Source organism: Ramlibacter rhizophilus, assembly GCF_004681965.1.
Lineage (GTDB): Bacteria > Pseudomonadota > Gammaproteobacteria > Burkholderiales > Burkholderiaceae_C > Ramlibacter > Ramlibacter rhizophilus.
In genome coordinates, this window is record NZ_SMLL01000004.1 from 477,760 (window position 1) to 500,625 (window position 22,866).

Consider the following 22,866-nt stretch of genomic DNA (forward strand, 5'->3'; position numbering starts at 1 on the left):
GCCCCGCGGACCGGCGCGCGGCTTCAGCCGCGCAGGTCCGCGGGCTCCCAGTCCTCCACCAGCGTGTTGACCAGCCGGCCGACCGATTCCACTTCGCAGACCACCTCCTGGCCGGGCCTCACGTCCACGGAGCCCTTCGGGGTGCCGGTGAGGATCACGTCACCGGGCGAGAGGGTCATGATGTCGCTGAGGTAGGCGATCAGCGACGGGATGTCGTGGATCATGTCGGCGGTCGTTCCCTCCTGCACCAGCTGTCCGTCCACGTGCGTCGTCAGGCGCAGCGCCATGGGGTCTGGCACCAGCGCCTTCGGCACCAGCCAGGGACCCAGCGCGGTGGCCGCGTCGCGGTTCTTCACCCGCAGGTTGGGCCGGTAGTACGGTTCGAGGAAGTTGCGGATGGCGTAGTCGTTGGCCACCGTGTAGCCCAGGACGTGGTCCAGGGCCTGCTCGCGAGGGATACGGCGTCCTTCGCGGCCGATCACCACCGCCAGTTCGCACTCGTAGTGCATGAAGTCCGCGTCCTGCGGCCTGCGCGTGAAGCCCCGGTGGCCGACGATGGCGTTGGCGGCCTTCAGGAACACGATGGGCTCGGCCTTCTGGGCGGTGAGGAAACTCGCCTGGTCCGCCGAGGACTTGGCCGCCAGCTCGCTGGCATGGTCGGCGTAGTTCAGCGCCAGCGTGAAGATCGTGCGCGGCTCGAAGGGGGCGAGCCACTGAACCTCGTGCGCGCCGAGCACGCGGCCATCGGCCAGCCGCACGCGCTCCTCGGACGCGCCGTCCTGCGCCGGCCACGGCGTGCAGCCGTGCACCGCGCCTCCATGCACCACGCGTCCCTGTCTCATGGCGTGCCTCCTTCACTGCGAATCGTGTTCTCGACGCGGCCCACGCCGTCGATCTCCACCGCCACGCGGTCGCCGGCCCGCGCGCGGGGCAGCCCGGCGGGCACGCCGACCAGGAGCACGTCGCCGGCTTCCAGCGTCATGAAGTCGGTGACCTCGGCCAGCAGCCGGGCCACCGGCCGGATCAGGTTGCCCGTGTCCTCGCTCAGCCTCAGCTCGCCGTTCAAGTAGGCACGCAGCGCGAGCCGGTCCGGCGATCCCACCTGCGAAGTCGGCACCACCGGTCCCATGGGGCAGAAGGAGTCGCGGCATTTCTGCTTGATGGGCGGGCGCAGGATCGTGGCGTGCGGCACGGTCACGTCGTTGACGGTCCGAAAGCCGGCGATGAACGCCAGGGCGTCGGCCTCGCGCACGCGGGCGCAGGAGCGGCCCAGCACCACGCCGAGCGTGGCGCCGACCTCCACCTCGTCCACGCCTGCGGGCAGCACGATGTCCTCGCCGCTGGAACGCCAGGTGTTGGCCGGCTTGAGGTACAGCACCGGATTCCTCGGCGGCTTGAAGTGAGGCGCGAGGTGCATGGCGGGCTCCGCGGCCTCCCAGGCGCTGCGGAAGTTCAGGAGGCAACCGACGACGGTTTTCATGCGAGCGCCTCGTAGCCGAACAGCTCGGCAGGGTTGTCCACCAGGATGCGCCGGAGTTCGTCCTCGCTGCGCACATAGCGGTACAGCAGCTCCAGCAGGTCGGCGTCATTGGGCGGCGGCTTCTTCGAGACCGGATGTGGCCAGTCGGAGCCCCAGACGCAGCGCGCGGGTGCGGCATCGATGAGCACCCGCGCGAGCGGAACCACGTCGTCATACGGCGCGCCCGTGCGCGAGATCTTCTCGCCCAGCGAGAGCATGACCCAGAAGTTGCCCCGAGCCAGCAGCTGGCGCAGCTTGGCGATGTTCGGGTCGCGATCGGGGCCCAGCGTGGCGTCCGGGCGCCCCATGTGGTCGATGAGGACGGGAAGGTCCAGGTCCTCGAACCAGGACACGCTTTCGACGATGCCGGTCTGCTCCGGCTGCACCTTCATGTACCAGCCCAGCTCGCGCAGCTTGCCCACCGCGCGATCGAAGGCGGGGCGGGTGAGCACGGCGCCCAGGGCCTGGCGGAAGGAGAAGCGCGCACCGCGCACGCCGGCATCGTGCAGGCGCTGCAGCTCGGCGTCGCTCGCGGACTCGAAGACCAGCGCATTGGCGCAGGCCTTGTAGCCGGGGCCGAGTGCGGCCAGCGCATCCAGCACGACGCGATGGTCTTCGCCGTAGGTGGTGGTCTGCACGATGATGCCGCGCCGGATGCCCAGGGCCTGGTGCACGCGCTGGAGTGCCTCCGGCGTGGCCGTGGGCATTTCGTAGGCGGCGCCCGGCCGCACCGGGTACTTCTCGCGCGGGCCCAAGATGTGGAACTGGCTGTCGATGGCGCCCGCAAGCGCGGGCCGGCTGGGTGCGCGCGGCTCGGGGTGGAAGGGGAAGTAGTCGGACATGCGTGGCGTTCGAGTTCAGTCGATGTAGGCGGTCAGCTCGCACTGCACCAGGATGCCGCCGCTCAGGTCGGTGGCCTGCAGCGACAGCCGGGCGGGGCGGTCCTGCGGGTCCGGAAACATGGCCAGCCACTCTTCGTTCAGCGGTCCGCGCTGGCTGCGGTCCTTCAGCCAGACGGTGAGCCTCACCAGGTGCTGCGGACCGCCGCCCGCGGCGGCCAGGACATTGCGCACGTGCTGGAACATGTGGGCGCACTGCGCCTCCAGCGTGCCGGCGAGCTGGCCGGTCGCGGGATCGGTGCCGTTGATCAGGCCGCTCATGAGAAGCGGCCCGACCTTCGCCGCGGCCGGTATGGGGTTGGCGTGGCTGAAGCCCTCCACGTGGAGGGTCTGGCGTCGGCTCTCCATGGGCCCCCGCTCAGTTGGCCTTGATGTTGGCCGCACGGATGATCGGAAGCCACGTGGACTCCTCCTTCGCCAGGTAGGCGCTGAACTCCTTCGGCGTCATGAACTGGGTGTCGGCACCGGCCTGGTAGAAGCGCGCCTTCACGTCCGGGTTGGCCAGCACGGTGCGCAGCGCGGTGCTGAGCTTGTCGATGACGGCCGGGGGCGTGCCGGCCGGGGCGAGCACGCCGGTGAAGGTCTGGCCCTCCACGCCCGTGATGCCTTGTTCCTGCAGGGTGGGCACGTCCGGCAGCCAGGGCACGCGCTTGGGCGCGATGACCGCCAGCGGGCGGGTGCGCCCGTCCTTGATGAAAGGCTGCGCCACCGACACCTGGTCGATGTTGAACTGCACCTGTCCACCCAGCAGGTCGTTGGTGGCCGGCGCGTTGCCCTTGTAGTGCGCCGTGACCCACTTCGCGCCGGTCTGCTTCTGCAGCATCTCGCTCAGGAGGTGGTTGGTGGTGCCGGCACCGGGCGAGGCCATGGTCACGCTGTCGGGCTTGGCCTTGGCGAGCGCGACCAGCTCGGGCACCGTCTTCGCCGGCACCGAGGGATGCACCTGCACCAGCAGCGGCGTGAGCGAGACGGTCGAGATGGGCGCGAAGTCCTTCTGCCAGTGGTAGAGCGGACGGCCGTAGATGGTGGGCGAGTACAGCAGGGGCCCGTTGGCCGCCATGAAGAGCGTGTAGCCGTCCGGGTCGGCACGGGCGACGTGCTCCCCGGCCAGCATGCCGCCGGCGCCGGCCTTGTTCTCGACCACGATGGGCTGGCCCAGCAGCTTCTGCAGCTCGCCGGAGATGATGCGGGCCGCCCCGTCGACGTTGCCTCCCGGGGGATAGGGGACGACCAGGCGGACCGGCTTGCTGGGCCATTCCTGTGCCTGGACGGAGGGAGCGGCGGCCACCGCAAAGGCCGCGAGGGCGGCCGACAAAGGGGCGATCAACTTGCGCATGGGGTGTCTCCTGTCGTGGTTCGTGTCGCCGCACCACTCTAGGCAGGCCCGCCACGGCCATCAACGCCGATTCGGCGATTGCTTCCACGGGATGGAAGTTGCGGGGAAATGGTCTCGGCACCGGCGGTGGCGGCGATTACGATCGTCTGCCTGGTGGGTCGAGCACCCGAACTTCCATTGCTTGGACAGACGCCATGCGCATCAATGCCGCCGACCTGGATCCGCAGCAGACCTACAAGCTGCTGACCGGCATCATCGTCCCGCGCCCCATCGCCTGGGTCGCGACCCAGTCGCCCGAGGGCGTGCTCAACGTGGCGCCCTTCAGTGCGTTCACCTTCGTGTCCAACAAGCCGCCGATGGTGGGCGTGAACGTGGGGCGCAAGGCCGGCGTGATGAAGGACACCGGCAACAACATCCGCGAGCGCGGCGAGTACGTGGTGCACATCGCCGACGAGTCGCTGCTGAACGCGGTGCACGAGAGCGCCGAGGAGCATCCGCCGGAGGTGAGCGAGGTGGAGGTGCTCGGGCTGCAGTGCACCGCCAGCGATTTCATCTCGGTGCCGCGGCTGGTCGCGCCGCCCGTGGCCATGGAGTGCCGCCTGCACCAGTCGATCGCCTTCGGCGTGACTGGCTCGGAATTCATCGTGGGCGAGGTGCTGGCCTTCCACATCCGCGACGGCCTGGCCAGCAACTACAAGATCGACACGCTGGCGCTCAACCCGATCTGCCGCCTGGGCGGCCCGAACTACGCCACGCTGGGCCGCATCGTGACCCTGCGCGCGGTCGGGCAGACGGTGAAGACCGTTATCGACGGTTGATCCGACGTGCCCGGCATGGCCCGCCCTGGATTACCGCCGGACAGCGCCGACGGCGCGCAAAGCGTGCGCCGCGCCCTGGCGGTCCTGCGCCTGGTGGCCACCGGCCAGGACCGGGGCGTGCGGCTCACCGACGTGGCGCGGATGTGCGGGCTGCCCTTGCCGACGGTGCACCGCCTCCTGAAGGTGCTCATGGAGGAGACCGCCGTCGAGCAGGATGCGTCCACGCGCCGCTATCGCATCGGCCACGAGATCACGCTGCTCGGGCTGGCCAGGCCGGCCGGCCTGGCGCTTCGCACGGTGGCCGAGCCCGCGCTCACGGCGCTCGCGGCCGAGGTCGGCGACACGGTGTTCCTGAGTGTGCGGCACGGGTCCGACTCGGTCTGCATCGGGCGCTTCCTCGGCTCGCACACCATCCAGGTGCTGTCCATCGACGTCGGCGCGCGCAGGCCGCTCGGCGCCAGCGTGTCCGGCGTGGCGCTGCTGACCGGCGTCGAGGCGGCCGAGGCTGCGGCCGTGACGCAGGGCAATGCCGTGCGCCTGCAGGTGCTCGGCCGCAGCGTGCGGCAGGTCCTGTCGGCGGTGGCCGCCGCGCAGCGCCTGGGCCATGCCTACGCGCCGGTCGGCGTGATGCCGGGCACCAGCGCGGTGGCGGTTCCCATCCGGGACGCGGGGGGCAGGGTGGTGGGCGCGATCAGCATCGCGACCCTGGCCGAGCGGCTCGGGCGCGATCGGCTCCGCACGGTGGTGGCGGCCATGCAGTCGCATGTGGACCGCATCACGGCACGCCTGATGGATATCGACCGATCGCGGGCCGGGGCGCACCCGGCGAAAAAAGGCAGGATCGGCGAAGAGGCCCTGAAAAAAGCAGGCCCGCCGAAGCGGGCCTGAAAAAATAGAGCGGCAACAGGACCTTGGTCACCTGCCGTGCGTGCAGCTCTGTGGGCGAGTATGGGTGGCGCCAGGCCCCCACGTCATCACCAACCTGTCATGTCTACGCAGCCGAAGGACCTCAATTCAAGGCGTGGCGCTCACGCACATCGGGAAAGCGTGAATTAGTCAACGCGGCTTCTGCGCGAGGCCGGCGTTGTGAATCACCTCGCTCAGGCGCTTGACGTCCTGCTCCAGCCAGGCCCGGGTGTCGCGGCTGTTCATGTCGAGGACCTCGATGTCCAGGTCCTCGATCTTCTTGCGCACCGCCGGATCGCGCATGGCCTTGAGCACCGCGGCTTCGAGCTTGGCCAGCACCGGCTGGGGCGTGCCTTTGGGCGCGGCGATGTTGACGAAGGCGTCGTTCGCATCCATCTGCGGGTAGCCCTGCTCGCCGGTCGTGCCCACGTCCGGGATCGAGGGCAGGCGCTTGGGCCGCTGCACGGCCAGGATGCGCAGCTCCTTGCCGTGCAGGTTCTTCACCAGGGAAGCGTAGGGCAGGGTGCAGACCTCCACGTTGTTGCCGCGCAGACCGACCAGCGCCGGGGCCAGTCCGTTGTAGGGCACGTGCGTGACGTTGAAGTCCGAACCCGTCTTGGCCTTCACGAAGCCCTTGAGCATCTCCAGCTGCAGGTGGTTGAGGCCGCCCACGCCGGTGGTGCAGAAGCTGACCGCGCCGGGCTTGCTGCGGGCGTACTCCACCAGCTCGGTCAGCGACTTCGGCGCGAAGTTGCCGCTGGCGGCAATCACGGACGAATTGACGGCCACGGCGGCGATGGGCTCGAAGTCGGCGAGCTTGAACTCGAAATTGGGCACCAGCAGGTGCAGGTAGCCGTAGGCCGATCCCGAGGTGATGAGCAGGGTGTGCCCATCGGGCGGCGCGCTGGCGACCGAGCGGGCGCCCACGGCCGTGCCGGCGCCCGGCCGGTTGGCGATGACCACCGGCTGGCCCAGCGTTTCCTTCAGGTGCTCGGCAATGATCCGCGCCGTCACGTCCAGGCTGCCCCCGGCCGGGAAGGGCACCACGAGGGTGATGGGCTTGCTCGGGAAGGCCGCCGCGTCGGTGGCCCATGCGGGTGCCGCGCCCAGCAGCATGGCCGCGCTCGCGAGCAGGCCTGCGATGAGCCCGCGGCCGAGCCGACGGCGCAGGGGATGGATGGGGGGCATGGAGTCTCCTGAAACGTGGGCCGGATGCGCCGTGCGGCCGGCAGCGGCGATTGTGGGCAGGACCCTGCGGGCCGCCATCCAGGTTTTCACCGAGCGCTGCAGCGCGCTGCGGACAACCCGTGCGCCGGCCGGTCAGCGGCGCAGGATCTCGGACGGGCGACGCGGAAGGGCCGCAGGTGTGGGCTGGTGGCGCGCTTTCTCGCTGCGCCACCAGGCCACCTGGGCATCCAGGCTGCCGCCGAACTCGCGTTCGCGCAGCACATCGGCGGCCTCCGAGCAGTACGCCAGCACCTCGATCGGCAGGCGCTCGACCTCGCTCTGCCGCGCACATTCCAGGTAGATGACTCGAAGTTGCGCGACAGGAGTGGCTTCGAGCGTGGGCCGCACGGACTGGGCCGACGCACCCAGCGCCAGCGCGGCAGCCGCGAGGAGGGGCGGGCAGTGAGCGGCAGGCATGGAAGGCTCCTGCGGAGGGCGATCTTGCAAGCCGACCCATTGGGCGCCGCTGCCGCGGATCTGCACAGGGGAGGAACGTCCTCCAGGGCTGGGCGCATCGTCCTGCGGCCCCACGGCACGCAGGCCGCGCCGCAGCCACCCCCCGAAAGAGCTATAGCCGAGCTTGAGATTTTTTGGAATCGTTACTCACATTCACGACTGCTGACCGTGAGCCGACGTTCCGTATGAATCATTTCGCACCTCTGGCCCTTCCGAAGAGCGGCCACGCCACCCGCTCCGATACGTTCCCAGCAGTACCGGACGCCAAGGTGCGGTTCTCCGTGGTGATTGCGCTCTACAACAAAGCCCCGTATGTGCGCGCGGCCGTCGAGTCGGTGCTGGCCCAGCGGCTGGGAGACCTGGAGGTGGTGGTCGTGGACGACGGCTCCACCGATGGCGGTGTGGAGCGGCTGGCCGACATCGGGGACCCGCGGCTGGTCGTGGTGCGGCAGGCCAACGCAGGCGTCTCCGTCGCACGCAATCGCGGCATTGCGCTCGCGCGTGGCGAGTGGATCGTCTTCCTGGATGCCGACGACTGGCAGCACCCGGAGTTCCTCGCCCGGCTGGCGGCCGCCCAGGCCCGCCTGCCGGGCGCCTCGGTGGTGGCAACGCGCTACGCCGACTTCACGGCGGCGCGGCCCACGCTGGAGCCGAGCGAGTCCGCGCCCCTGGAAGTCATCGCCGACCTGCCCAGGCGATGGCGGCAAGGCCCGGCGTTCTTCACCGGCTCGATCGCGATCCGTGCCGGCCTGCTCAAGGACATGCAGCCCTGCTTCGCGCCGGGCGAGTCCTGCGGCGAGGACCTGGACCTGTGGCTCCGGCTGGCCGAGCGCGAGCCGGTGGCGCTCCTGCATGCGCCGCTGGTGGGGCATCGGATGGACGTCGAGGGCAGCCTCACGCGCCTTCACCTGGGCTTCGAGCCGCCTTTTGTCGTCCGCCTGCGCGAGCGGGCCGAATCGGGCGTGCTCACCCCTGCGCAGCGCCGGTCGGCGCTCGCGTTCGCCGCGCACATCGACGTCGACCTGGCCCGGATGGCCCTCGCGCAAGGACAGCGTGCCCTGGCGTGGCGATGGCTGGCCCGGGCGCGGCATGGCGCCACGGGGCTGCGCTGGTGGCGAACGCTGTCCATGCTGATTGCTCCCCGTCCGCCCAGGCTGGCCTGGTTGCGTCGGGCGATGCGAGTGGATGCCGCGGGTGGCGTGGCCTCCGGCGCCGCGCAGTGAATCGGCGGCGAGTTCCATCTGCAATCAGGATCTGATTTGTAGAACGGTTATTAATTGGCGTCGGCTGCAATCCGCAATTGGATACACTCGCGTTTCCAATTCACCGGAGTCCATGAAATGCCCCGCAAGACCTACGCTGAAATTCAAGATGAAATCGTCCGCCTGCAACGCGAAGCCGAAGAAGCGCGCGAGGCCGAACTGGCCGAAGTCATCGAGAAGATCAACAAGGCCATCGAGGTGTACGGGTTGCGCGCGAGCGACCTGAACTTTCCTGCCTCCAATGGTGTCGCCCCGCGTGGGCGGCGCGCTGCCGCCGCCCCGCGTGCCGGCAAGCGCGGCGGCCGCAAGGGCGCGGCGGCCAAATACCGGGACGCGCAGGGCAATGTATGGGGCGGACGCGGACCGCGGCCCCAATGGCTTCGCGATGCGCTCGCCTCGGGAAAGACGCTGGAGGATTTCCTGGCCTGATTCGCATCGGCGACCATGCCGATTCAAGGCCGGGGAATGCTTCATTCACCGGCTTCCGGTTCTCTCCATCGAAGGCGGCCGGCGGACAGGTTCCGGGTCTTTGTCGATGTGCCTGAAAAGGCGATCGAATCACCGGGATTGCGCCGTCCGCCCGTCGGCGAATTCCTTCTCAGGTGGTCCGTCCCGAGGCGGGACACCCCGCAATGCGGCGCGCTGCGGGCGAGCCCCCTGACCGACGCCGGCTGAGACTCGCGCGCCCCGCAAGCAGCGGTACCCGGCACAGGGCAGCGCAGCACCCGCAAACCGCACGCGCGGATGCTGCTCCGTCCTACAGCGGGCATCAACCCGAATCTCGACCATGGGTGCCCATGCACAAGCAAGCGGCCCCTGGCGAGCGCAGCCCCGGCGATCTCCTTCACGGGCAGAGCCATCCCAACCTCGCGGCGGTGCTCCCGGGTCGCGGCGATGGCGAGCGCGTGCGCCTCGTTCCCGAGCCGGCCGACGGCGAAACCCTGGCGCAGTACCTCGCACGCGTCCCCCGGCTGCCTGTGCGCCAGGCACTGGCGCTGGTCCTGCAGCTTCTGTCCGGCCTCGCGGCGCTGCATGCGCAGGGCCACGCGCATGGAGAACTCGGGCCTGACTGCCTGCGACTCGGGCGCACCGGGCAGCTCAAGGTGGGTGGCCTGGAGGACGGGACGCCGGTCACGGCAAGGGGTCCGTACCGCGCGCCGGAGCAGCAGCGCGGCCAGCCGGGCGACGCCCGCTCCGATGTCTACTCGGCAGCCGTTCTGGCGCACCTGCTGCTGGCTGGCGCGATGCCGCCGGCCGGTGGCGTGGGCGCCGGCGGCCTGCACGCGCTGCGCAGCGAGCTGCCGGCCAGCCTGGACGCCGTCTTCGCCCGCGCTCTGGCCAAGGAGCCGCACGCGCGCTTCCAGGACGCCGGTGCGTTCTCGACAGCACTGCAGGCCGTCCTGGCCCCGTCCCTGGGACTGGGCCCCGGGCCGACGCCGCCGCCGCCCGTGGCGCCGCGGCCCGAACCGCTTCGGCCACCCGCGGGGCTGGCGAACGCCCGCATCGACGCCCTGGGTGCGCGCGTGCAGCGCGTGGAGTTTTGCCTGGCCGCTGCCTGCCTGATCACGCTCGGCTGGATAGCGAGCGCCTTCACCGGCGTGGCGCCGATCGAGCCGGCGCGTCAGCTGGTCGAGCGCGGGTCGGTCCGCGTGGACAGCTCGCCCGGGCGGCGCTGGGAGGGCGTGCTGGAGGCGCCGGTCCTGCGGCTGCCCGCGGCATCGCAGCCGACCCCGGCCTTCGCAGCCGAACCGCCGATTGCATCCCCGCCGCCAGCGCAGAATCCCGTGTCGCAACCGCCACCGGAACCGCAACTGCAACTGCAACTGCAACCGCAACCACAGGCGCAGCCCCTGCCGGCCGCCCGCCCGCTCGACGCGGAGCCGCCCAAGCCGCGTCCGGTGAAGGCGCGCGAGCCGGAGACGGTGCGGGTCGAGCATGTGGCCAGGCGCGCTTCGGCCAGCCGGTCACGCCCGGAGCCGACATCGCAGCGCGGCAAGCGCCCGGTGCCCGGTCCGTCACCGCAGGCCGCCTGCGGGCCGGACACCGGGTTCGGCCACGAGCTCTGCACGGTCTTTCTCTGCGCGACGCGCGAGTACCGTCACCACCGCGTCTGCGTGACCATGCATACCCAGCAGCAGCGCGCGCGCGACCGCGCGGCCATCACCGTGGGAGGCCCCTGAGCCGGGTGCAAGGACAGGGCCCTGCGGGGCCCCGTCGCCTGCCGCCGTTCAGGCGTGCTGGTCCGGCTTCGGCGCCACCGGCTGCACGGACCACTCCGCCGGATCGTCGTCCTGGTCGGACTCGTCTTCCGCCTGCGTCTTGTGCACCTTGCCCGGCTTGTGGTGCGCCGGCGCGTAGATGGCGTACAGCTGCATGGGTTCTTCGCCGATGTTGGTCACGTTGTGCCAGGTGCCGGCCGGCACCATGATGCACCAGCCGTCCTCGACCTCCTTCTCGAAGGTGAGCTTGTCCTTGGCCGGACCCATCTGCACCCGTCCGCGGCCGCCGTCCAGGCGCAGGAACTGGTCGGTCTCCGCGTGCATCTCCAGGCCCACGTCCTCGCCGGGCGGAATGGACATGAGGGTCAGCTGCAGGTAACGCCCGCTCCAGGCGACGCTGCGGTAATTGGTGTTGGCCAGCGTCTCGTTTTCCAGATCGAACGATTGCGGCTTCGGGCCGATGTCTTCAATGGGCATGCGGGGGACTCCTTTGCTTGCATTGGATGGCGTATGAACGCGGCAGCATACGGGCTCGGCCGGCGGCAAAGCGTCGGACGCGACGACAATCCGCGCATGAATCACGAGCCCACGGCTGCAACCGACCCGCAGCGCCTGTCCAAGGTCGTCGCGGCGCAGCTGCCCTGCTCGCGGCGTGAAGCCGAGCAGTACATCGCGCAAGGCTGGGTCCGCGTGGATGGCGTGGTGGTCGAGGAGCCGCAGTTCCGCGTGCTGGGTCAGCGCGTGGAGGTCGATCCGAAGGCGCGGCTGCAGGACGACGTGGCGGTCACCTTCCTGCTGCACAAGCCCGCGGGCGCGAGCGAGGCGGACGCGCTGGCGATGCTCGCGCCCGGCGGTCGCTGGAGCGGCGATGCCTCGGACGTGCGTCCGGTGCGGGCCCATCTGGCCAGGCTCGCCCCCCTGCTGCCGCTGCCGCGAGAGGCCAGCGGGCTGGCGGTGTTCAGCCAGCATGCGGGCATCGTGCGCAAGCTCACCCAGGACGCCGAACTGCTCGAACAGGAGCTTGTCGCTCAGGTGGCGGGCCACACCGACGAGGGCGGCCTCGCGCGCCTGGGCCAGGGCCTGGTGGCGGCGGGGCGATCATTGCCGCCGGCCCGCGTGAGCTGGCAGAGCGAAACCCGGCTGCGGATCGCCGGCAAAGGGATGGTGCTCGATCGCATCGACGCGGTGTGCACGCTGGTGGGCCTGCGGCTCGAGGCGCTCAAGCGCATCCGCATCGGCCGCGTGCCGATGGCGTCCCTGCCACCGGGGCAGTGGCGCCACCTGCTCGCGGGCGAGCGCTTCTAGCTTCCAGCGTGTCAGTTGCGGTCCGGCCGCATGCGCTGGCCGCCCGCGGCGGCTGCGGACGCGTTGGCGCCCTGCGCCCCCATGGCGCGTGAAGCCGAGCCTGGATCGTAGGCCGCGACCATGGCCTGCTGGGTGTCCCACAAGGCCTGCCGCGCCTGTTCCATCGCGCGATTGCGCCGCTCGCCCGCCGGTTGCTGGGCCATCTGCTGCACCGACTGGCGCAGGCTGTCCGCGGCCCGCATGAGCTGGGTCACGGAACGCTGGTAGTCCGCATCGGACACGCTGGCGGTGCCGCGCCGCTGCGAAGGCGGGCTGGCCTCGATGTCGGGCATGCGGCCCGAGCCACGCATGTCGGGCGGCAGCGCGACCATCGCGCGCTGCGTTTCCAGCAGGGCGTCGTGGGCCTGGTCGATGGCGCGGTCGCGGTCCGGGCCGGGTTGCTTCTGGGCCATGGCCTGCACCGACTCGCGCAGGTGCTGGGCCGCCGCGCGCAGCTTCTCCATGGCCTGTCCGCTGGTGTCGCCCGCCGTGGCGGCCGGGCTGGCGGCCGAGGCGGCCGGCGTGCTGGACGAGCCCTGGGCCAGGGCAGCGGCCGAGGTGGCCATGAGCGCCGCCGTGCAGGCGGACGTGATCAGGTGTTTGCGCATGAGTGCTCCTTGCAAAGTTGTGGAGGCCGGCGTGCGCGAAGCGGCGCCGGTGTCATGCACGTTGGTTCAGATCGCGCTGGCGCGGTTCTGCGTGGTCACAGGCGGACACGTCCGTCACGTGCGCGACGGCACCGCGGCCGCTCACCACAGTGCGGAGTCGCGCAGGCTTTCGATCTGCTCGCGCTGGCGCCGCAGCATCCGGCGGCGCCAGGCGGCGGCCAGCAGCCAGGCGACGGCCGTGGCCAGGAGCAACTCCCAGCCCTGCAGCTCGCGCGAGAGCCAGGCCGGCGCGGCGAGCCACAGCAGCGCGGCCACGGAGAGCGGGACGAGGACGACAAGAAATTTGAGCAAGGGACGGCTGTGCTGTTGAGCAGAAGCCATTCTGCCCTGCCTCCATCGCGCTCCATGGGACAGTGGCGTCGCCACGACGAAGGGCTTGACTCAGCCGCCACCGCCTGCATGGCCCAGGCGTTGACACCGTGCCCGCTCCTGCCTACATTGACCATCTTTATCGATGGGGCGAAACAAAATCGATTACCGCCTCGCCGACCCTGTCCACATCAACCCAGGAGAGCCAGCCATGTTGAAGACCACCCTTCGCCGCCGTGCCCTCGGACTCGCCGTCGCCGCCGCGGTCTTCGTGGCCGCCGGCCCGGCCCTGGCGCAGGCCACCAAGCTGCGCGTGAGCACCATCCCCATCATCGACACGGCGCCGCTGCAGGTCGCGATGGCCAAGGGCTTCTTCAAGGACGAGGGGCTGGAGATCGACACCACGCCCATGGCCGGCGGCGCCGCGGGCCTGCCTGCGCTGGCCGCGGGCCAGGTGCAGATCGCCTTCAGCAACATCATCTCCACGCTGCTGGGCGCCAAGCAGGGGCTGGGGTTCGAGATCGTCGCGGCCGGCAGCGGCACGGCCGACAAGGCGCCCGACTTCGGCGGCCTCATTGCCACCAAGGCCGGCGGCATCAAGACCGGCAAGGACCTGGAAGGCAAGCGCCTGGCCGTCAACACGCGCAACAACATCGGCTGGATGTACGCGCGCGAATGGGTGCGCAGCACCGGCGGCGACCCCGACAAGGTGACCTACGTGGAGGTGCCGTTCCCGCAGATGCCCGATGCGGTGCGCGGCAACCGTGCAGACGCCGCCTTCGTCATGGACCCCTTCATGTCCGCCGCCGTGGAGCAGGGCGACGTGCAGGTGATCGGCTGGCCCTGGAGCGACGTGCAAAAGCGCGTGCCCATCGCCCAGTACGTGGCCACGCGCAGCTACATCCAGCAGAACCCGCAGGTGATCGAGAAGTTCGTGCGCGCCTACAACAAGGGCGTGGACTGGACCAACGCCAACAAGGGCAGCGACGAGTGGCTGCGCATCATCTCCGGCTACACCAAGCTGCCGCCCGAGCGCATCAAGGGCCTCGTGCTGCCGCCTTTCGAGAAGACCGTGGATCCGGCGGCACTGGACCGCGTGGTGGAGCTGATGCGCAAGAACGGCATGATCGAAGGCGCCTTCGACGCCAAGCCCCTGCTGTACAAGACGGCCACGCAGGCGCCGCGCTGAAGGCGGTCATGAGCGCTTGTTCACCGTGGCGATGGCCCCGGTGAAGTCCCTGCTCCTAGAGCGCCTCGAGGAACAGCCGCTCGAAGTCCGCCGCCGTGCAGGGCCTGGGGTTCGTCTGGTGGCAGATGTCCGCCACCGCCACCTCCACCAGCCTGGGCAGCTGATCGCGGCGCACGCCGTGCGAGGACAAGCTGCCGTCCAGCCCGATGCGGCGCTTGAGGCCGCGCAGCCAGGGGACCAGCGCAGCGCCGTCGTCCCCCAGCCCGCAGGCGTGGGCGAGCTCGTCGAACTTCGCGGGCGCCGCCTCGTGGTTCCAGGCGAGCACCGTGTCGATCATGAGCGCGTTGGCCAGCCCATGGTGCAGCCCGCCCACGGCCCCCAGCGCATGGGCGCAGGCATGCACCGCGCCCAGGTCCTTCTGGAAGGCGATGGCGCCCATCATGGAGGCCATCATCATCTCGCCGCGGGCGCCCAGGTCCGCGCCCTGGTGCACCGCGCGTTCGATGCTGCGCGCCGCCAGGCGCGTGCCTTCCAGCGCGATGCCGTCGCACAGCGGATGCCAGCTGGGCGACAGATAGCTCTCGATGTTGTGCGTGAGCGCGTCCATGCCGGTGGCGGCCGTCACGGCGGGCGGCAGGCCCAGGGTGAGTTCGGGGTCGGCGAAGACCTGACGCGCGAGCAGGCGGGGGCTGAAGACGATGCGCTTGAGGTGCGTGTCGTCCTCGCTCACCACGGCCGAGCGGCCGACTTCGGAGCCCGTGCCCGCCGTCGTGGGCAGCGCCACGATCCAGGGCAGCGGGCGGTCGATGGCGCGCACGCGCGGATGGTCCCAGGCGTATTCCAGAATGTGGCCTTCGTGCGTGGCCATGAGCCCCACCACCTTGGCGACATCCAGCGCCGCACCGCCCCCGAAGCCGATCACGCAGTCGGCCCCGTGCGTGCGGAAGGCCTCGGCGCCCGCCATGACCTGCGAAGCGCTGGGGTTGCCGGCCACGCCGTCGTACACCGCCACGTCCAGGGCCTGCAGGTGGCTGCGGAATTCGGCCAGCACCGGCAGCGCCGCGAGCGCGCGGTCGGTCACGAGGAGCGGGCGCGACAGGCCTTGCGCCGCCAGGTGGCTCGCCACCTCCTTGCGCGCGCCGGGGCCGAAGCGGATGGCAGTGGGGAAGGCGAAGCTGTGCAGGCTCATCTCTCGCAGGCGTTCAGATGATTTCGAAGTAGCGCTGGCGTTCCCAGTCCGTCACCGCGTCGAGCCACTGGCGCCACTCCCAGTCGCGCGTGGCCGCGAAGTGCTCGACGAAGGTGTCGCCCAGCCAGTCGCGCGCAATGGCGCTGCGCTCGAAGACGCGGGTGGTCTCGATCAGGGTGCGCGGTGCGCGCGCGATGCCCTCGGCGCCCTGGTTGGTGCCGGTGATGGGCGGGGCCGTGAGCTTCAGGCCCTGCTCCACGCCGTGCAGGCCGGCGGCGATCACGGCCGCCATGGCGAGGTAGGGGTTCACGTCCGCGCCCGGGCAGCGCGTCTCCAGCCGGGTGGCCTTGGGCGAGCCGGCCAGCACGCGGAAGCTGGCCGTGCGGTTGTCCATGCCCCAGGTCGGCTTGACCGGCGCCCAGAAGCCGTCCACCAGGCGCTTGTAGCTGTTGACGGTGGGCCAGAAGAGCGGCGCGAACTCCATGAGGCACTGCACCTGGCCGGCCAGGTAGCTCTCGAAGAGCGGGCTCATGCGGCGCGGGTGGTCGGCCGCGAAGAAGACGTTGTCCTGGCCGTCGGACAGGCTCTGGTGGATGTGGCCGCTGCAGCCGGGGTACTTCGCGCTCCACTTGGCCATGAAGCTGGGCATGATGCCGAAGCGCTTGCCGATCTCGCGCGCGCCGGTCTTGAACAGGATGGCGCGGTCGGCCTGCTCCAGCGCGGGCGAGAACAGCAGCGCGGCCTCCAGCACCCCGGGTCCGGTCTCCGTGTGCAGGCCCTCGATGGGCACGCCGAAAGCCGCCATCTCGTCCATCAGCGCGCGGAAGAAATCGGGGTGGTCCGCCATGCGCAGCAGCGAATAGCCGAACATGCCCGGCGTGATCGGCTCGGGATCCACGCCGCGCTTGGCCGCCCAGCTGTGCGGCGTTTCGCGGAAGTTGAACCACTCGAACTCGAAGCCCGTCATGACGGCAAAGCCCAGCTTCTCGGCGCGGGCCAGGACACGCCGCAGCGTCTGGCGCGGACACAGCGGGAAGGGGCTGCCGTCGGGTGATATGAACTCGGCCAGGAAGAAGGGCACGTCGCCGTCCCAGGGCACTCGGCGTGCGGTGTCGGGGTCGATGCGGGCGAGGGTGTCCGGAAAGCCGTGCTGCCAACCGGTCACCTGCGTGTTGTCGTAGGTCACGTCCTGGCTGTCCCAGCCGAACACCACGTCGCAGAAGCCGAAGCCGCCGGTGGATGCCGACTCGAACTTGTCGATGTGCAGCAATTTGCCGCGCAGCACGCCGTCGATGTCGCTGGCCGCGACCTTGACGCGGGTCTCGCCGGCCTCGCGCAGTGCCGCGATCCGGGGGTGAAGCTGCGCAGGGGGCACGCCGGTTCCTCCTTCCGCCGGGGACAAGGCCGGCTGGGTTCGGGCAGCGTAGCCGGCCCGCGCGGCCGGCGTGGGCCGCGCGGACGCAGACACGGCGCCGTCCTACAGGACGGCGGCGGGCCTACCTCAGCTCGGTCTGCGTGCCGGCCAGGGTGCGCTCGTACGCGCCGTCGCCGTTCGCGTCCACGAGCAGGGTGGCGCTGTCCGGGGCCACCAGCCGCAGCAGCAGGGCGGAGCCGCCGCCCGTCACCTTCAGCTCGCCGCTCAGGCCGCTGCCGACCTGAACCAGCGCCACCGGCGTGGTGAGGGTGTAGCTCACCGGGGCGGAGCCCAGGCGCCCGTCGGTCGCCTCGATGGCGGCCGCGAGGGCCAGGGTGGTCTGCGCGCCATCGACCGCAACGGACTGCCGCCAGTCGCGCCAGGTGATCGAACGCGTCTGCCCGCTCATGGTCAGGCTGCTGGTGAAGCGGGTGCCGGAGAACACGAAGCTCTCGCGCGTGGCCGCACTGGCGGACCAGGTCGCCAGCAGGTCGCCGTCGGCCTCCACGACGTACTGGGGGGTGCTGGTCCGCAGGCTGGTGGCGACCAGGGCCAGCTCGGCCTGCGCGGGATAGGAGCTGGCAAAGCTGCCGCTGCGCACGGTGAGGGACAGGCCGCCGTCCAAGGTTTGGAGCTCGCCGTCCACCAGCATGCGGCAGCCGGTGGCGATGAGGTTCACCTGGTCGCCGGCCACGAGCGTCTCGCCGTCGGCAACGTTGCCGCTCACGCGCAGGGTGCCGCCTTGCGGACAGGCGACCGACTCGTCCACGGCCGCCTTGGTGGTGGACAGGCCCGCCCGCTTCGCCGCCAGGCCGGCCAGCGTGCTGGCGCTGCGAACCACCTGCAGGGTGGGGGAGGCGGCGCCGCCGATGCCGAGTCCCTTCAGGCCCGAGACCAGGTCCGCGGTGCTGCCGGTGCCCTCGCTGGCGACGTTCTCCAGCGCGCTGGCCGCCACCGGCTTGGCATTGGCCTCGGTGATCTTCAGGGGCGCGGCCGACGAACCGCCGATCCCGCCACTGCCGGCGCCGCCGCTGCCGCCGCCCCCGCCGCAGGCTGCCAGCAGCAGGGCGCAGGCTGCCACGCTCAGGACCGTGGCTCGGCGATCGCCGGCCTTCCAGGATTCACTCATTGCTTCTCCTCGTGATTGGACTGGAAATCATATCGATGAGGTGGGGCTTTTCAAAGCGTTGCGTGGCGCGAGCCCTGCACCCCAACGCTCCCCCCAAAGGGAGAGGGGGTGCTGCACCTTCCCCTTCTGGGGGAAGGCCGGGATGGGGGCCGCGCGGGAAGCGGCGTTGTCGGCGCGCGAGCCCCCACCCCAGCCCTCCCCCAGAGGGGGGGGGAGTCTTCACGCCCGCGTGAACAGCTCGTGCAGCAAGGCGCGCAGCCACTGCTGCCCGCCTTCCCGGGCCGTGCTCGCGTGCCAGACCAGGCGCACGTCGTAATGCGGGGCGAAGCCGAGCGTCCACACGCGCAGGCCCGAGAGCTGCGCGGCGTACATGGCCGGCACGATCGCCAGCAGGTCGGTGCGGGCCACCAGTTCCGGCAGGGCGCTGAAGTGGCGGGCGCGCAGCACGATGCGCTCGGCCAGCTTCAACTCCAGCAGCATGGCCTCCACGCTGCTGTGGAAGGTGGCGGTGGGCGCGGCCAGCGCCAGCCAGGCCTGCGCCAGCTGCTCGCGCGTGAGCGAGCGGCCGGCGCGGCCCGAGCCCGGCCGCCACTCGGGCGCGGTGATGGCGACGTACTGCTCGCGGAACAGCAGGTCGGCGTGCACGCCCCGGTGCTGGGGCGAGAGGATGCCGACGGCGCAGTCGATCTCGCGTGTTTCCAGCGCGCTCGCCACTTCGGGCGCCGCCACGGCGATGTTGGCCACGCGGGTGTGGGGCGCGCGCGCCCGCAGGGCGGCGGTGAGCGGCGGCAGGAACAGGCGCTCGCCGAGGTCCGACAGCGACAGGCGCCAGGTGGTGTCGCTGCGCGCCGGGTCGAACTCCTCGAAGCCGGTGACCACCGCTTCCAGCGAGACGAGGTGCGCGAGCACGGCCGGCGCCACCTGCTCGCACAGGCGCGTGCGCTGCAGGCCGGCCGGGGAACGCACGAAGAGCTCGTCGCCGAAGAACTGGCGCAGCCGTGCCAGGGCGTTGCTGGTGGCCGACTGCGACAGGTTCAGGGCGCGGCCCGCGGCGGTGACCGAGCCGGTGCGATGGATGGCGGCCAGCACGCGCAGGAGGTTGAGGTCGAGATGGCGGAAGTTCATGGCAGGCGAGGGGCTTCGACAGGCTCAGCCCGAACGGATGGTATTCACATGATCAATGTACGTCATCCATAAAACCCATTCGCCAAATGACCCCCGCGCGGGTAGATTCGCGGCCGGAGACACCACAACCCATGGCAGAACGATCCTTTGCCGCCGAGGTGCAGAAGCTGCGCCTGGGCGCCGGCGACGAATTCCACGGCGAGGGCATCCTCGCGGTGACCAAGGCCTTGCTGCAGTCCGGCGTGTCGTACGTGGCCGGCTACCAGGGCGCGCCCATCTCGCACCTGATGGACGTGCTCACCGACGCCAACGACATCCTGCGCGAGCTGGGCGTGCGCTTCGAGCACAGCGCCTCGGAGGCCACGGCCGCGGCCACGCTGGCGGCCTCGGTGAACTACCCGCTGCGCGGCGCCGTCACCTTCAAGAGCACGGTGGGCACCAACGTGGCCTCCGACGCCATCGCCAACCTCGCCTCGGGCGGGGTCACGGGCGGGGCGCTGATCATCGTGGGCGAGGACTACGGCGAGGGCTCCAGCATCATGCAGGAGCGCTCGCACGCCTTCGCCATGAAGTCGCAGGTGTGGCTGCTCGACCCCCGGCCCAACCTGCCCAGCATCGTGGACGCCGTGGAAAAGGGCTTCGAGCTGTCCGAGGCCAGCCGCACGCCGGTGATGCTGGAGCTGCGCATCCGCGCCTGCCACGTGCACGGCAGCTTCATCGCCAAGGACAACCGCCGCGCCGACTTCACGCTCAAGGACGCCATCGAGCAGCCGCGCCGAGACACCGAGCGCATCGCGCTGCCGCCGGCCACCTACCTGCATGAGCAGGAGAAGGTCACGCAGCGCTGGCCGCAGGCGCTGCGCTTCATCCAGGAGCGCGGGCTCAACGAGTTCTTCGCCGAGGACGCGCAGGACTTCGGCATCGTGCTGCAGGGCGGCCTCTACAACGGCGTGCTGCGCGCGCTCGAACTGCTGGGCCTGGCCGATGCCTTCGGCAACTCGCGCGTGCCGCTCTACGTGCTGAACGTGACCTACCCGCTGGTGGACGCGGAGTTCACGCGCTTCTGCGCGGGCAAGCGCGCCATCCTCATCGTGGAGGAGGGCCAGCCCGACTTCATCGAGCAGGCGGTCAACGCCCTGCTGCGCAAGGCCGACGTGCAGACCCGCGTGCAGGGCAAGGACGTGCTGCCCATGGCGGGCGAGTACACGGGCGGGGTGCTGCTCAAGGGCATCGCGCGCTTCGTGGAGCAGCACGCGCCGGCGCTGCTGGAAGGCCGCGAGCTGCCGGCCGCGGCCCGCCCGCAGTTGCCCGCGCCCACGCCCAAGACCATCGCCATCCAGGACGCCGCGAGCCAGGTCCACGGCCGCCCGCCTTCCTTCTGCACCGGCTGCCCCGAGCGGCCCATCTTCACCGCCATCAAGCTGATCGAGCGTGAGCTCGGTCCGCACCACATCAGCTGCGACATCGGCTGCCACCTGTTCTCGATCCTGCCGCCCTTCAACCTCGGCGCGACCACCATGGGCTACGGCCTGGGCTGGGCCGGCGCCGCGGCCTTCAACACGCCCGAGACCGACAAGCGCACGCTGGCCATCATGGGCGACGGCGGCTTCTGGCACAACGGCCTGACCAGCGGCGTGGGCAACGCGGTGTTCAACCAGAGCGATAACGTGCTGGTGGTCATCGACAACGGTTATTCGGCCGCCACCGGCGGCCAGGACGTGCTCTCGTCCAAGGCCGACAACCTCATTCGCTCGACCAAACATCCGATCGAAAAGGCCGTGCGCGGCGTTGGCGTGGACTGGGTGCGCACCGTGGACCACACCTACAGCCTGGAGCGAATGCGCGATGCGCTGCGCGAGGCGCTCACCACCAAGACCAAGGGCCCGAAGGTGATCGTGGCCTCCAGCGAGTGCATGCTGAACAAGCAGCGGCGCATCAAGCCGCTCACGCGCAAGGCCATCGGCGAGGGCCGCCGCGTGGTGCGCGAGCGCTTCGGGGTCGACCCGGACACCTGCACCGGCGACCACTCCTGCATCCGCCTCTCGGGCTGCCCCTCGCTCACCATCCGCGACAACCCCGACCCGCTGCGGCGCGACCCGGTGGCCGCGGTGGTGGACAGCTGCGTGGGCTGCGGCCTGTGCGGCGAGGCGGCGCATGCGGCCGTGCTGTGCCCCTCGTTCTACCGCGCCGAGATCATCAACAACCCCAGCCGCTGGGACCGCTTCAAGCAGCGCGTGCGCGAGCGCGTGATCGGTTTCCTGCAGGCGCGCATCGAGCGGCGGCTCGCGGGGCTGGCGGCATGAGCGGTGTGATGAACGCCACCCTGCAACCCCGCGCGATCACCATCGCCCTGCTGGCCATGGGCGGCGAGGGCGGCGGCGTGCTGGCCGACTGGATCGTGGACCTGGGCGAGCACAACGGCTATTTCGCGCAGACCACCTCGGTTCCCGGCGTGGCGCAGCGAACCGGCGCGACGGTGTACTACCTGGAGCTGTTCCCGCGCGACGCGGTGCCTGCCGGCCAGGCGCCCGTGCTGGCCCTCGCGCCCGTGCCGGGCGAACTGGACGTGGTCGTCGCCTCCGAGCTGATGGAAGCCGGCCGCGCGCTGCAGCGCGGACTGGTCACGCCCGAGCGCACGACCTTCATCGCGTCCACGCACCGCGTCTATTCCATGACCGAGCGCACCGCCATGGCCGACGGCCGGGTCGATGCGGACAAGCTCCTGGACGGCGCGCGCGCGGCCGCCGCCCGGCTGGTGACCGCCGACTTCGCCTCGCTCGCCGAGCAGGCCGGAGGCCCCATCGCGCCGGTGCTGTACGGCGCGCTGGCCGCCTCGGGCGCGCTGCCCTTCACGCGCGAGCAGTTCGAGGCCTCCATCGAGCGGGGCGGCGTCGGCGTCAAGGCCAGCCTGAAGGCCTTCGCCGCGGGGCACGCGGCCGCGCTCGCGCCTGCGCACGAGCCGGTCGCGCCCGCGCCCGCCGTGGCGCTGGGGCCGCGCCTCGCGCCGCTCGGGGAGCGCATCGAGCGCGAGTTTTCGGCCGAGGCCCGGGACATCCTGCGCCACGGCGTGCTGCGCCTGGCCGACTACCAGGATTTGGACTACGCGGCCGCCTACCTGGACCGGCTGCGCCCTTTCAAGGACGAAGGCGAGCTGCTGCAGGAGACCGCGCGGCACCTGGCGCTGTGGATGTCCTATGAAGACGCGATCCGCGTGGCCGACCTCAAGACGCGGCGCAGCCGCTTCGACCGCGTGGCCGGCGAGGTGCGCCTCGCGCCCGCGCAGATGCTGCAGATCAACGAGTTCATGCACCCGCGCGTGGAGGAGATCGCCGACATCCTGCCGGCGGGCCTGGGCCGCTGGCTGCTGCACACGTCCTGGGCCCGCGGTGCGCTCGGGCCCTTCACGCGCAAGGGCCGCGTGGTGCGCACCAGTTCGCTGGGCGGCTACCTGCAGCTCTATGCCATCGCTTCGCTGCGCGGGCTGCGGCGGCGGTCGCTGCGCTACGAGCAGGAGCAGGCGCGCATCGAGGCCTGGCTGGGCCAGGTGCGCCGTCTGGCCGCCACGCACCCGTCGCTGGCTTTGGAGGTCGTGCGCGCGCAGCGCCTGGTCAAGGGCTACGGCGACACGCATGCGCGCGGCTGGCGCAACTTCGAGCGCCTGATGGCCACGCTGCCCGCGCTGGAGAACGACGAACGCGGTGCCCAGCGCCTGCAGGCGCTGGCGCGCGCGGCGCTGGCCGACGAGAACGGCCGGGCACTCGATGCGGCACTCGCGTCGTCCTGATGAGGCGGCACTCGCCTCGTCCTGACCATGCGGCACTCGCGTCTTCCTGAATTGACCGGCACGGTGGCTGCGC

23 protein-coding genes are annotated in these 22,866 nt (G+C 70.9%); 9 read left to right on the forward strand and 14 right to left on the reverse strand.

Features of this window, described 5'->3' with window-relative positions:
- Positions 1-23: 23 nt before the first annotated feature.
- From EZ242_RS12185 to EZ242_RS12205, 5 genes are read right to left on the reverse strand one after another with little or no spacing between them, the layout of a single operon-like run.
- On the reverse strand, positions 24-842 hold the full coding sequence (locus EZ242_RS12185; RefSeq protein WP_135285428.1) for a fumarylacetoacetate hydrolase family protein: 819 nt from the start codon (positions 840-842) through the stop codon (positions 24-26).
- Positions 839-1,480 (reverse strand): fumarylacetoacetate hydrolase family protein, encoded by a 642-nt coding sequence (locus EZ242_RS12190; protein WP_135285429.1) that lies wholly within the window; start codon positions 1,478-1,480, stop codon positions 839-841. Before EZ242_RS12190 ends, EZ242_RS12185 begins: the two co-directional genes overlap by 4 nt.
- Positions 1,477-2,361, reverse strand: coding sequence for an amidohydrolase family protein (locus tag EZ242_RS12195; RefSeq protein ID WP_135285430.1), 885 nt, complete (start codon positions 2,359-2,361; stop codon positions 1,477-1,479). Before EZ242_RS12195 ends, EZ242_RS12190 begins: the two co-directional genes overlap by 4 nt.
- 15 nt (positions 2,362-2,376) lie before the next feature.
- Positions 2,377-2,766, reverse strand: coding sequence for a RidA family protein (locus EZ242_RS12200; protein ID WP_135285431.1), 390 nt, complete (start codon positions 2,764-2,766; stop codon positions 2,377-2,379).
- 10 nt (positions 2,767-2,776) lie between these two features.
- Complete coding sequence (locus EZ242_RS12205) at positions 2,777-3,754, reverse strand: Bug family tripartite tricarboxylate transporter substrate binding protein (protein WP_135285432.1); 978 nt, start codon at positions 3,752-3,754, stop codon at positions 2,777-2,779.
- 194 nt (positions 3,755-3,948) lie between these two features.
- On the opposite strand from EZ242_RS12205, the gene EZ242_RS12210 reads away from it, so the two are divergent.
- Together EZ242_RS12210 and EZ242_RS12215 are read left to right on the forward strand one after the other, a co-directional pair.
- Positions 3,949-4,572, forward strand: a complete 624-nt coding sequence (locus EZ242_RS12210) for a flavin reductase family protein (RefSeq protein ID WP_135285433.1) — start codon at positions 3,949-3,951, stop codon at positions 4,570-4,572.
- A 15-nt stretch (positions 4,573-4,587) separates the two neighbouring features.
- The gene (locus EZ242_RS12215; protein WP_135285434.1) at positions 4,588-5,460 is read left to right on the forward strand and encodes an IclR family transcriptional regulator; all 873 of its coding nucleotides are present in this window, start codon (positions 4,588-4,590) and stop codon (positions 5,458-5,460) included.
- Positions 5,461-5,628: 168 nt separating this feature from the next.
- Here the strand turns inward: EZ242_RS12215 and EZ242_RS12220 are convergent, their stop codons facing one another.
- Both EZ242_RS12220 and EZ242_RS12225 read right to left on the reverse strand, forming a co-directional pair.
- Entirely contained in the window at positions 5,629-6,666 is a 1,038-nt protein-coding gene (locus EZ242_RS12220; RefSeq protein WP_167784737.1) for a Bug family tripartite tricarboxylate transporter substrate binding protein, read from the reverse strand.
- Positions 6,667-6,798: 132 nt separating this feature from the next.
- A complete protein-coding gene (locus EZ242_RS12225) occupies positions 6,799-7,122 on the reverse strand; it encodes a hypothetical protein (protein WP_135285436.1) in 324 nt (107 codons plus the stop codon).
- A gap of 308 nt (positions 7,123-7,430) precedes the next feature.
- Here EZ242_RS12225 and EZ242_RS12230 point away from each other — a divergent pair, with 308 nt between their 5' ends.
- From EZ242_RS12230 to EZ242_RS12240, 3 genes are all read left to right on the forward strand, one after another.
- Positions 7,431-8,384, forward strand: coding sequence for a glycosyltransferase family 2 protein (locus tag EZ242_RS12230; RefSeq protein ID WP_205960635.1), 954 nt, complete (start codon positions 7,431-7,433; stop codon positions 8,382-8,384).
- Positions 8,385-8,501: 117 nt separating this feature from the next.
- Positions 8,502-8,852 (forward strand): H-NS histone family protein, encoded by a 351-nt coding sequence (locus EZ242_RS12235; RefSeq protein ID WP_135285438.1) that lies wholly within the window; start codon positions 8,502-8,504, stop codon positions 8,850-8,852.
- A 368-nt stretch (positions 8,853-9,220) separates the two neighbouring features.
- The gene (locus EZ242_RS12240) at positions 9,221-10,603 is read left to right on the forward strand and encodes a serine/threonine protein kinase (protein WP_167784738.1); all 1,383 of its coding nucleotides are present in this window, start codon (positions 9,221-9,223) and stop codon (positions 10,601-10,603) included.
- A gap of 48 nt (positions 10,604-10,651) precedes the next feature.
- Here EZ242_RS12240 and EZ242_RS12245 read toward each other — a convergent pair whose 3' ends face one another.
- Complete coding sequence (locus EZ242_RS12245) at positions 10,652-11,119, reverse strand: cupin domain-containing protein (protein ID WP_135285440.1); 468 nt, start codon at positions 11,117-11,119, stop codon at positions 10,652-10,654.
- A 96-nt stretch (positions 11,120-11,215) separates the two neighbouring features.
- Here EZ242_RS12245 and EZ242_RS12250 point away from each other — a divergent pair, with 96 nt between their 5' ends.
- Positions 11,216-11,947, forward strand: a complete 732-nt coding sequence (locus EZ242_RS12250; protein WP_135285441.1) for an RNA pseudouridine synthase — start codon at positions 11,216-11,218, stop codon at positions 11,945-11,947.
- Positions 11,948-11,958: 11 nt separating this feature from the next.
- Here EZ242_RS12250 and EZ242_RS12255 read toward each other — a convergent pair whose 3' ends face one another.
- Positions 11,959-12,594, reverse strand: a complete 636-nt coding sequence (locus EZ242_RS12255) for a hypothetical protein (RefSeq protein WP_135285442.1) — start codon at positions 12,592-12,594, stop codon at positions 11,959-11,961.
- 141 nt (positions 12,595-12,735) lie between these two features.
- Complete coding sequence (locus tag EZ242_RS12260) at positions 12,736-12,945, reverse strand: hypothetical protein (protein ID WP_135285443.1); 210 nt, start codon at positions 12,943-12,945, stop codon at positions 12,736-12,738.
- A gap of 229 nt (positions 12,946-13,174) precedes the next feature.
- Here EZ242_RS12260 and EZ242_RS12265 point away from each other — a divergent pair, with 229 nt between their 5' ends.
- Positions 13,175-14,152 carry an ABC transporter substrate-binding protein gene (locus EZ242_RS12265; protein ID WP_167784739.1) on the forward strand — a complete coding sequence of 326 codons (978 nt, stop codon included), beginning with the start codon at positions 13,175-13,177 and terminating at the stop codon, positions 14,150-14,152.
- A gap of 55 nt (positions 14,153-14,207) precedes the next feature.
- Here the strand turns inward: EZ242_RS12265 and EZ242_RS12270 are convergent, their stop codons facing one another.
- From EZ242_RS12270 to EZ242_RS12285, 4 genes are all read right to left on the reverse strand, one after another.
- Positions 14,208-15,341: an iron-containing alcohol dehydrogenase gene (locus tag EZ242_RS12270; RefSeq protein ID WP_135285445.1), complete on the reverse strand. Its 1,134-nt coding sequence runs from the start codon at positions 15,339-15,341 to the stop codon at positions 14,208-14,210.
- Positions 15,342-15,354: 13 nt separating this feature from the next.
- On the reverse strand, positions 15,355-16,716 hold the full coding sequence (locus EZ242_RS12275; RefSeq protein ID WP_135285446.1) for a glutamine synthetase family protein: 1,362 nt from the start codon (positions 16,714-16,716) through the stop codon (positions 15,355-15,357).
- Between the two features lie 121 nt (positions 16,717-16,837).
- On the reverse strand, positions 16,838-17,884 hold the full coding sequence (locus tag EZ242_RS12280) for a hypothetical protein (RefSeq protein WP_135285447.1): 1,047 nt from the start codon (positions 17,882-17,884) through the stop codon (positions 16,838-16,840).
- 219 nt (positions 17,885-18,103) lie between these two features.
- Complete coding sequence (locus EZ242_RS12285; protein ID WP_135285448.1) at positions 18,104-19,009, reverse strand: LysR family transcriptional regulator; 906 nt, start codon at positions 19,007-19,009, stop codon at positions 18,104-18,106.
- 131 nt (positions 19,010-19,140) lie between these two features.
- Here EZ242_RS12285 and EZ242_RS12290 point away from each other — a divergent pair, with 131 nt between their 5' ends.
- Entirely contained in the window at positions 19,141-21,312 is a 2,172-nt protein-coding gene (locus EZ242_RS12290; protein WP_135285449.1) for a thiamine pyrophosphate-dependent enzyme, read from the forward strand.
- Positions 21,313-21,320: 8 nt separating this feature from the next.
- Positions 21,321-22,793 (forward strand): indolepyruvate oxidoreductase subunit beta family protein, encoded by a 1,473-nt coding sequence (locus tag EZ242_RS12295; protein ID WP_135285450.1) that lies wholly within the window; start codon positions 21,321-21,323, stop codon positions 22,791-22,793.
- Positions 22,794-22,866 lie beyond the last annotated feature (73 nt).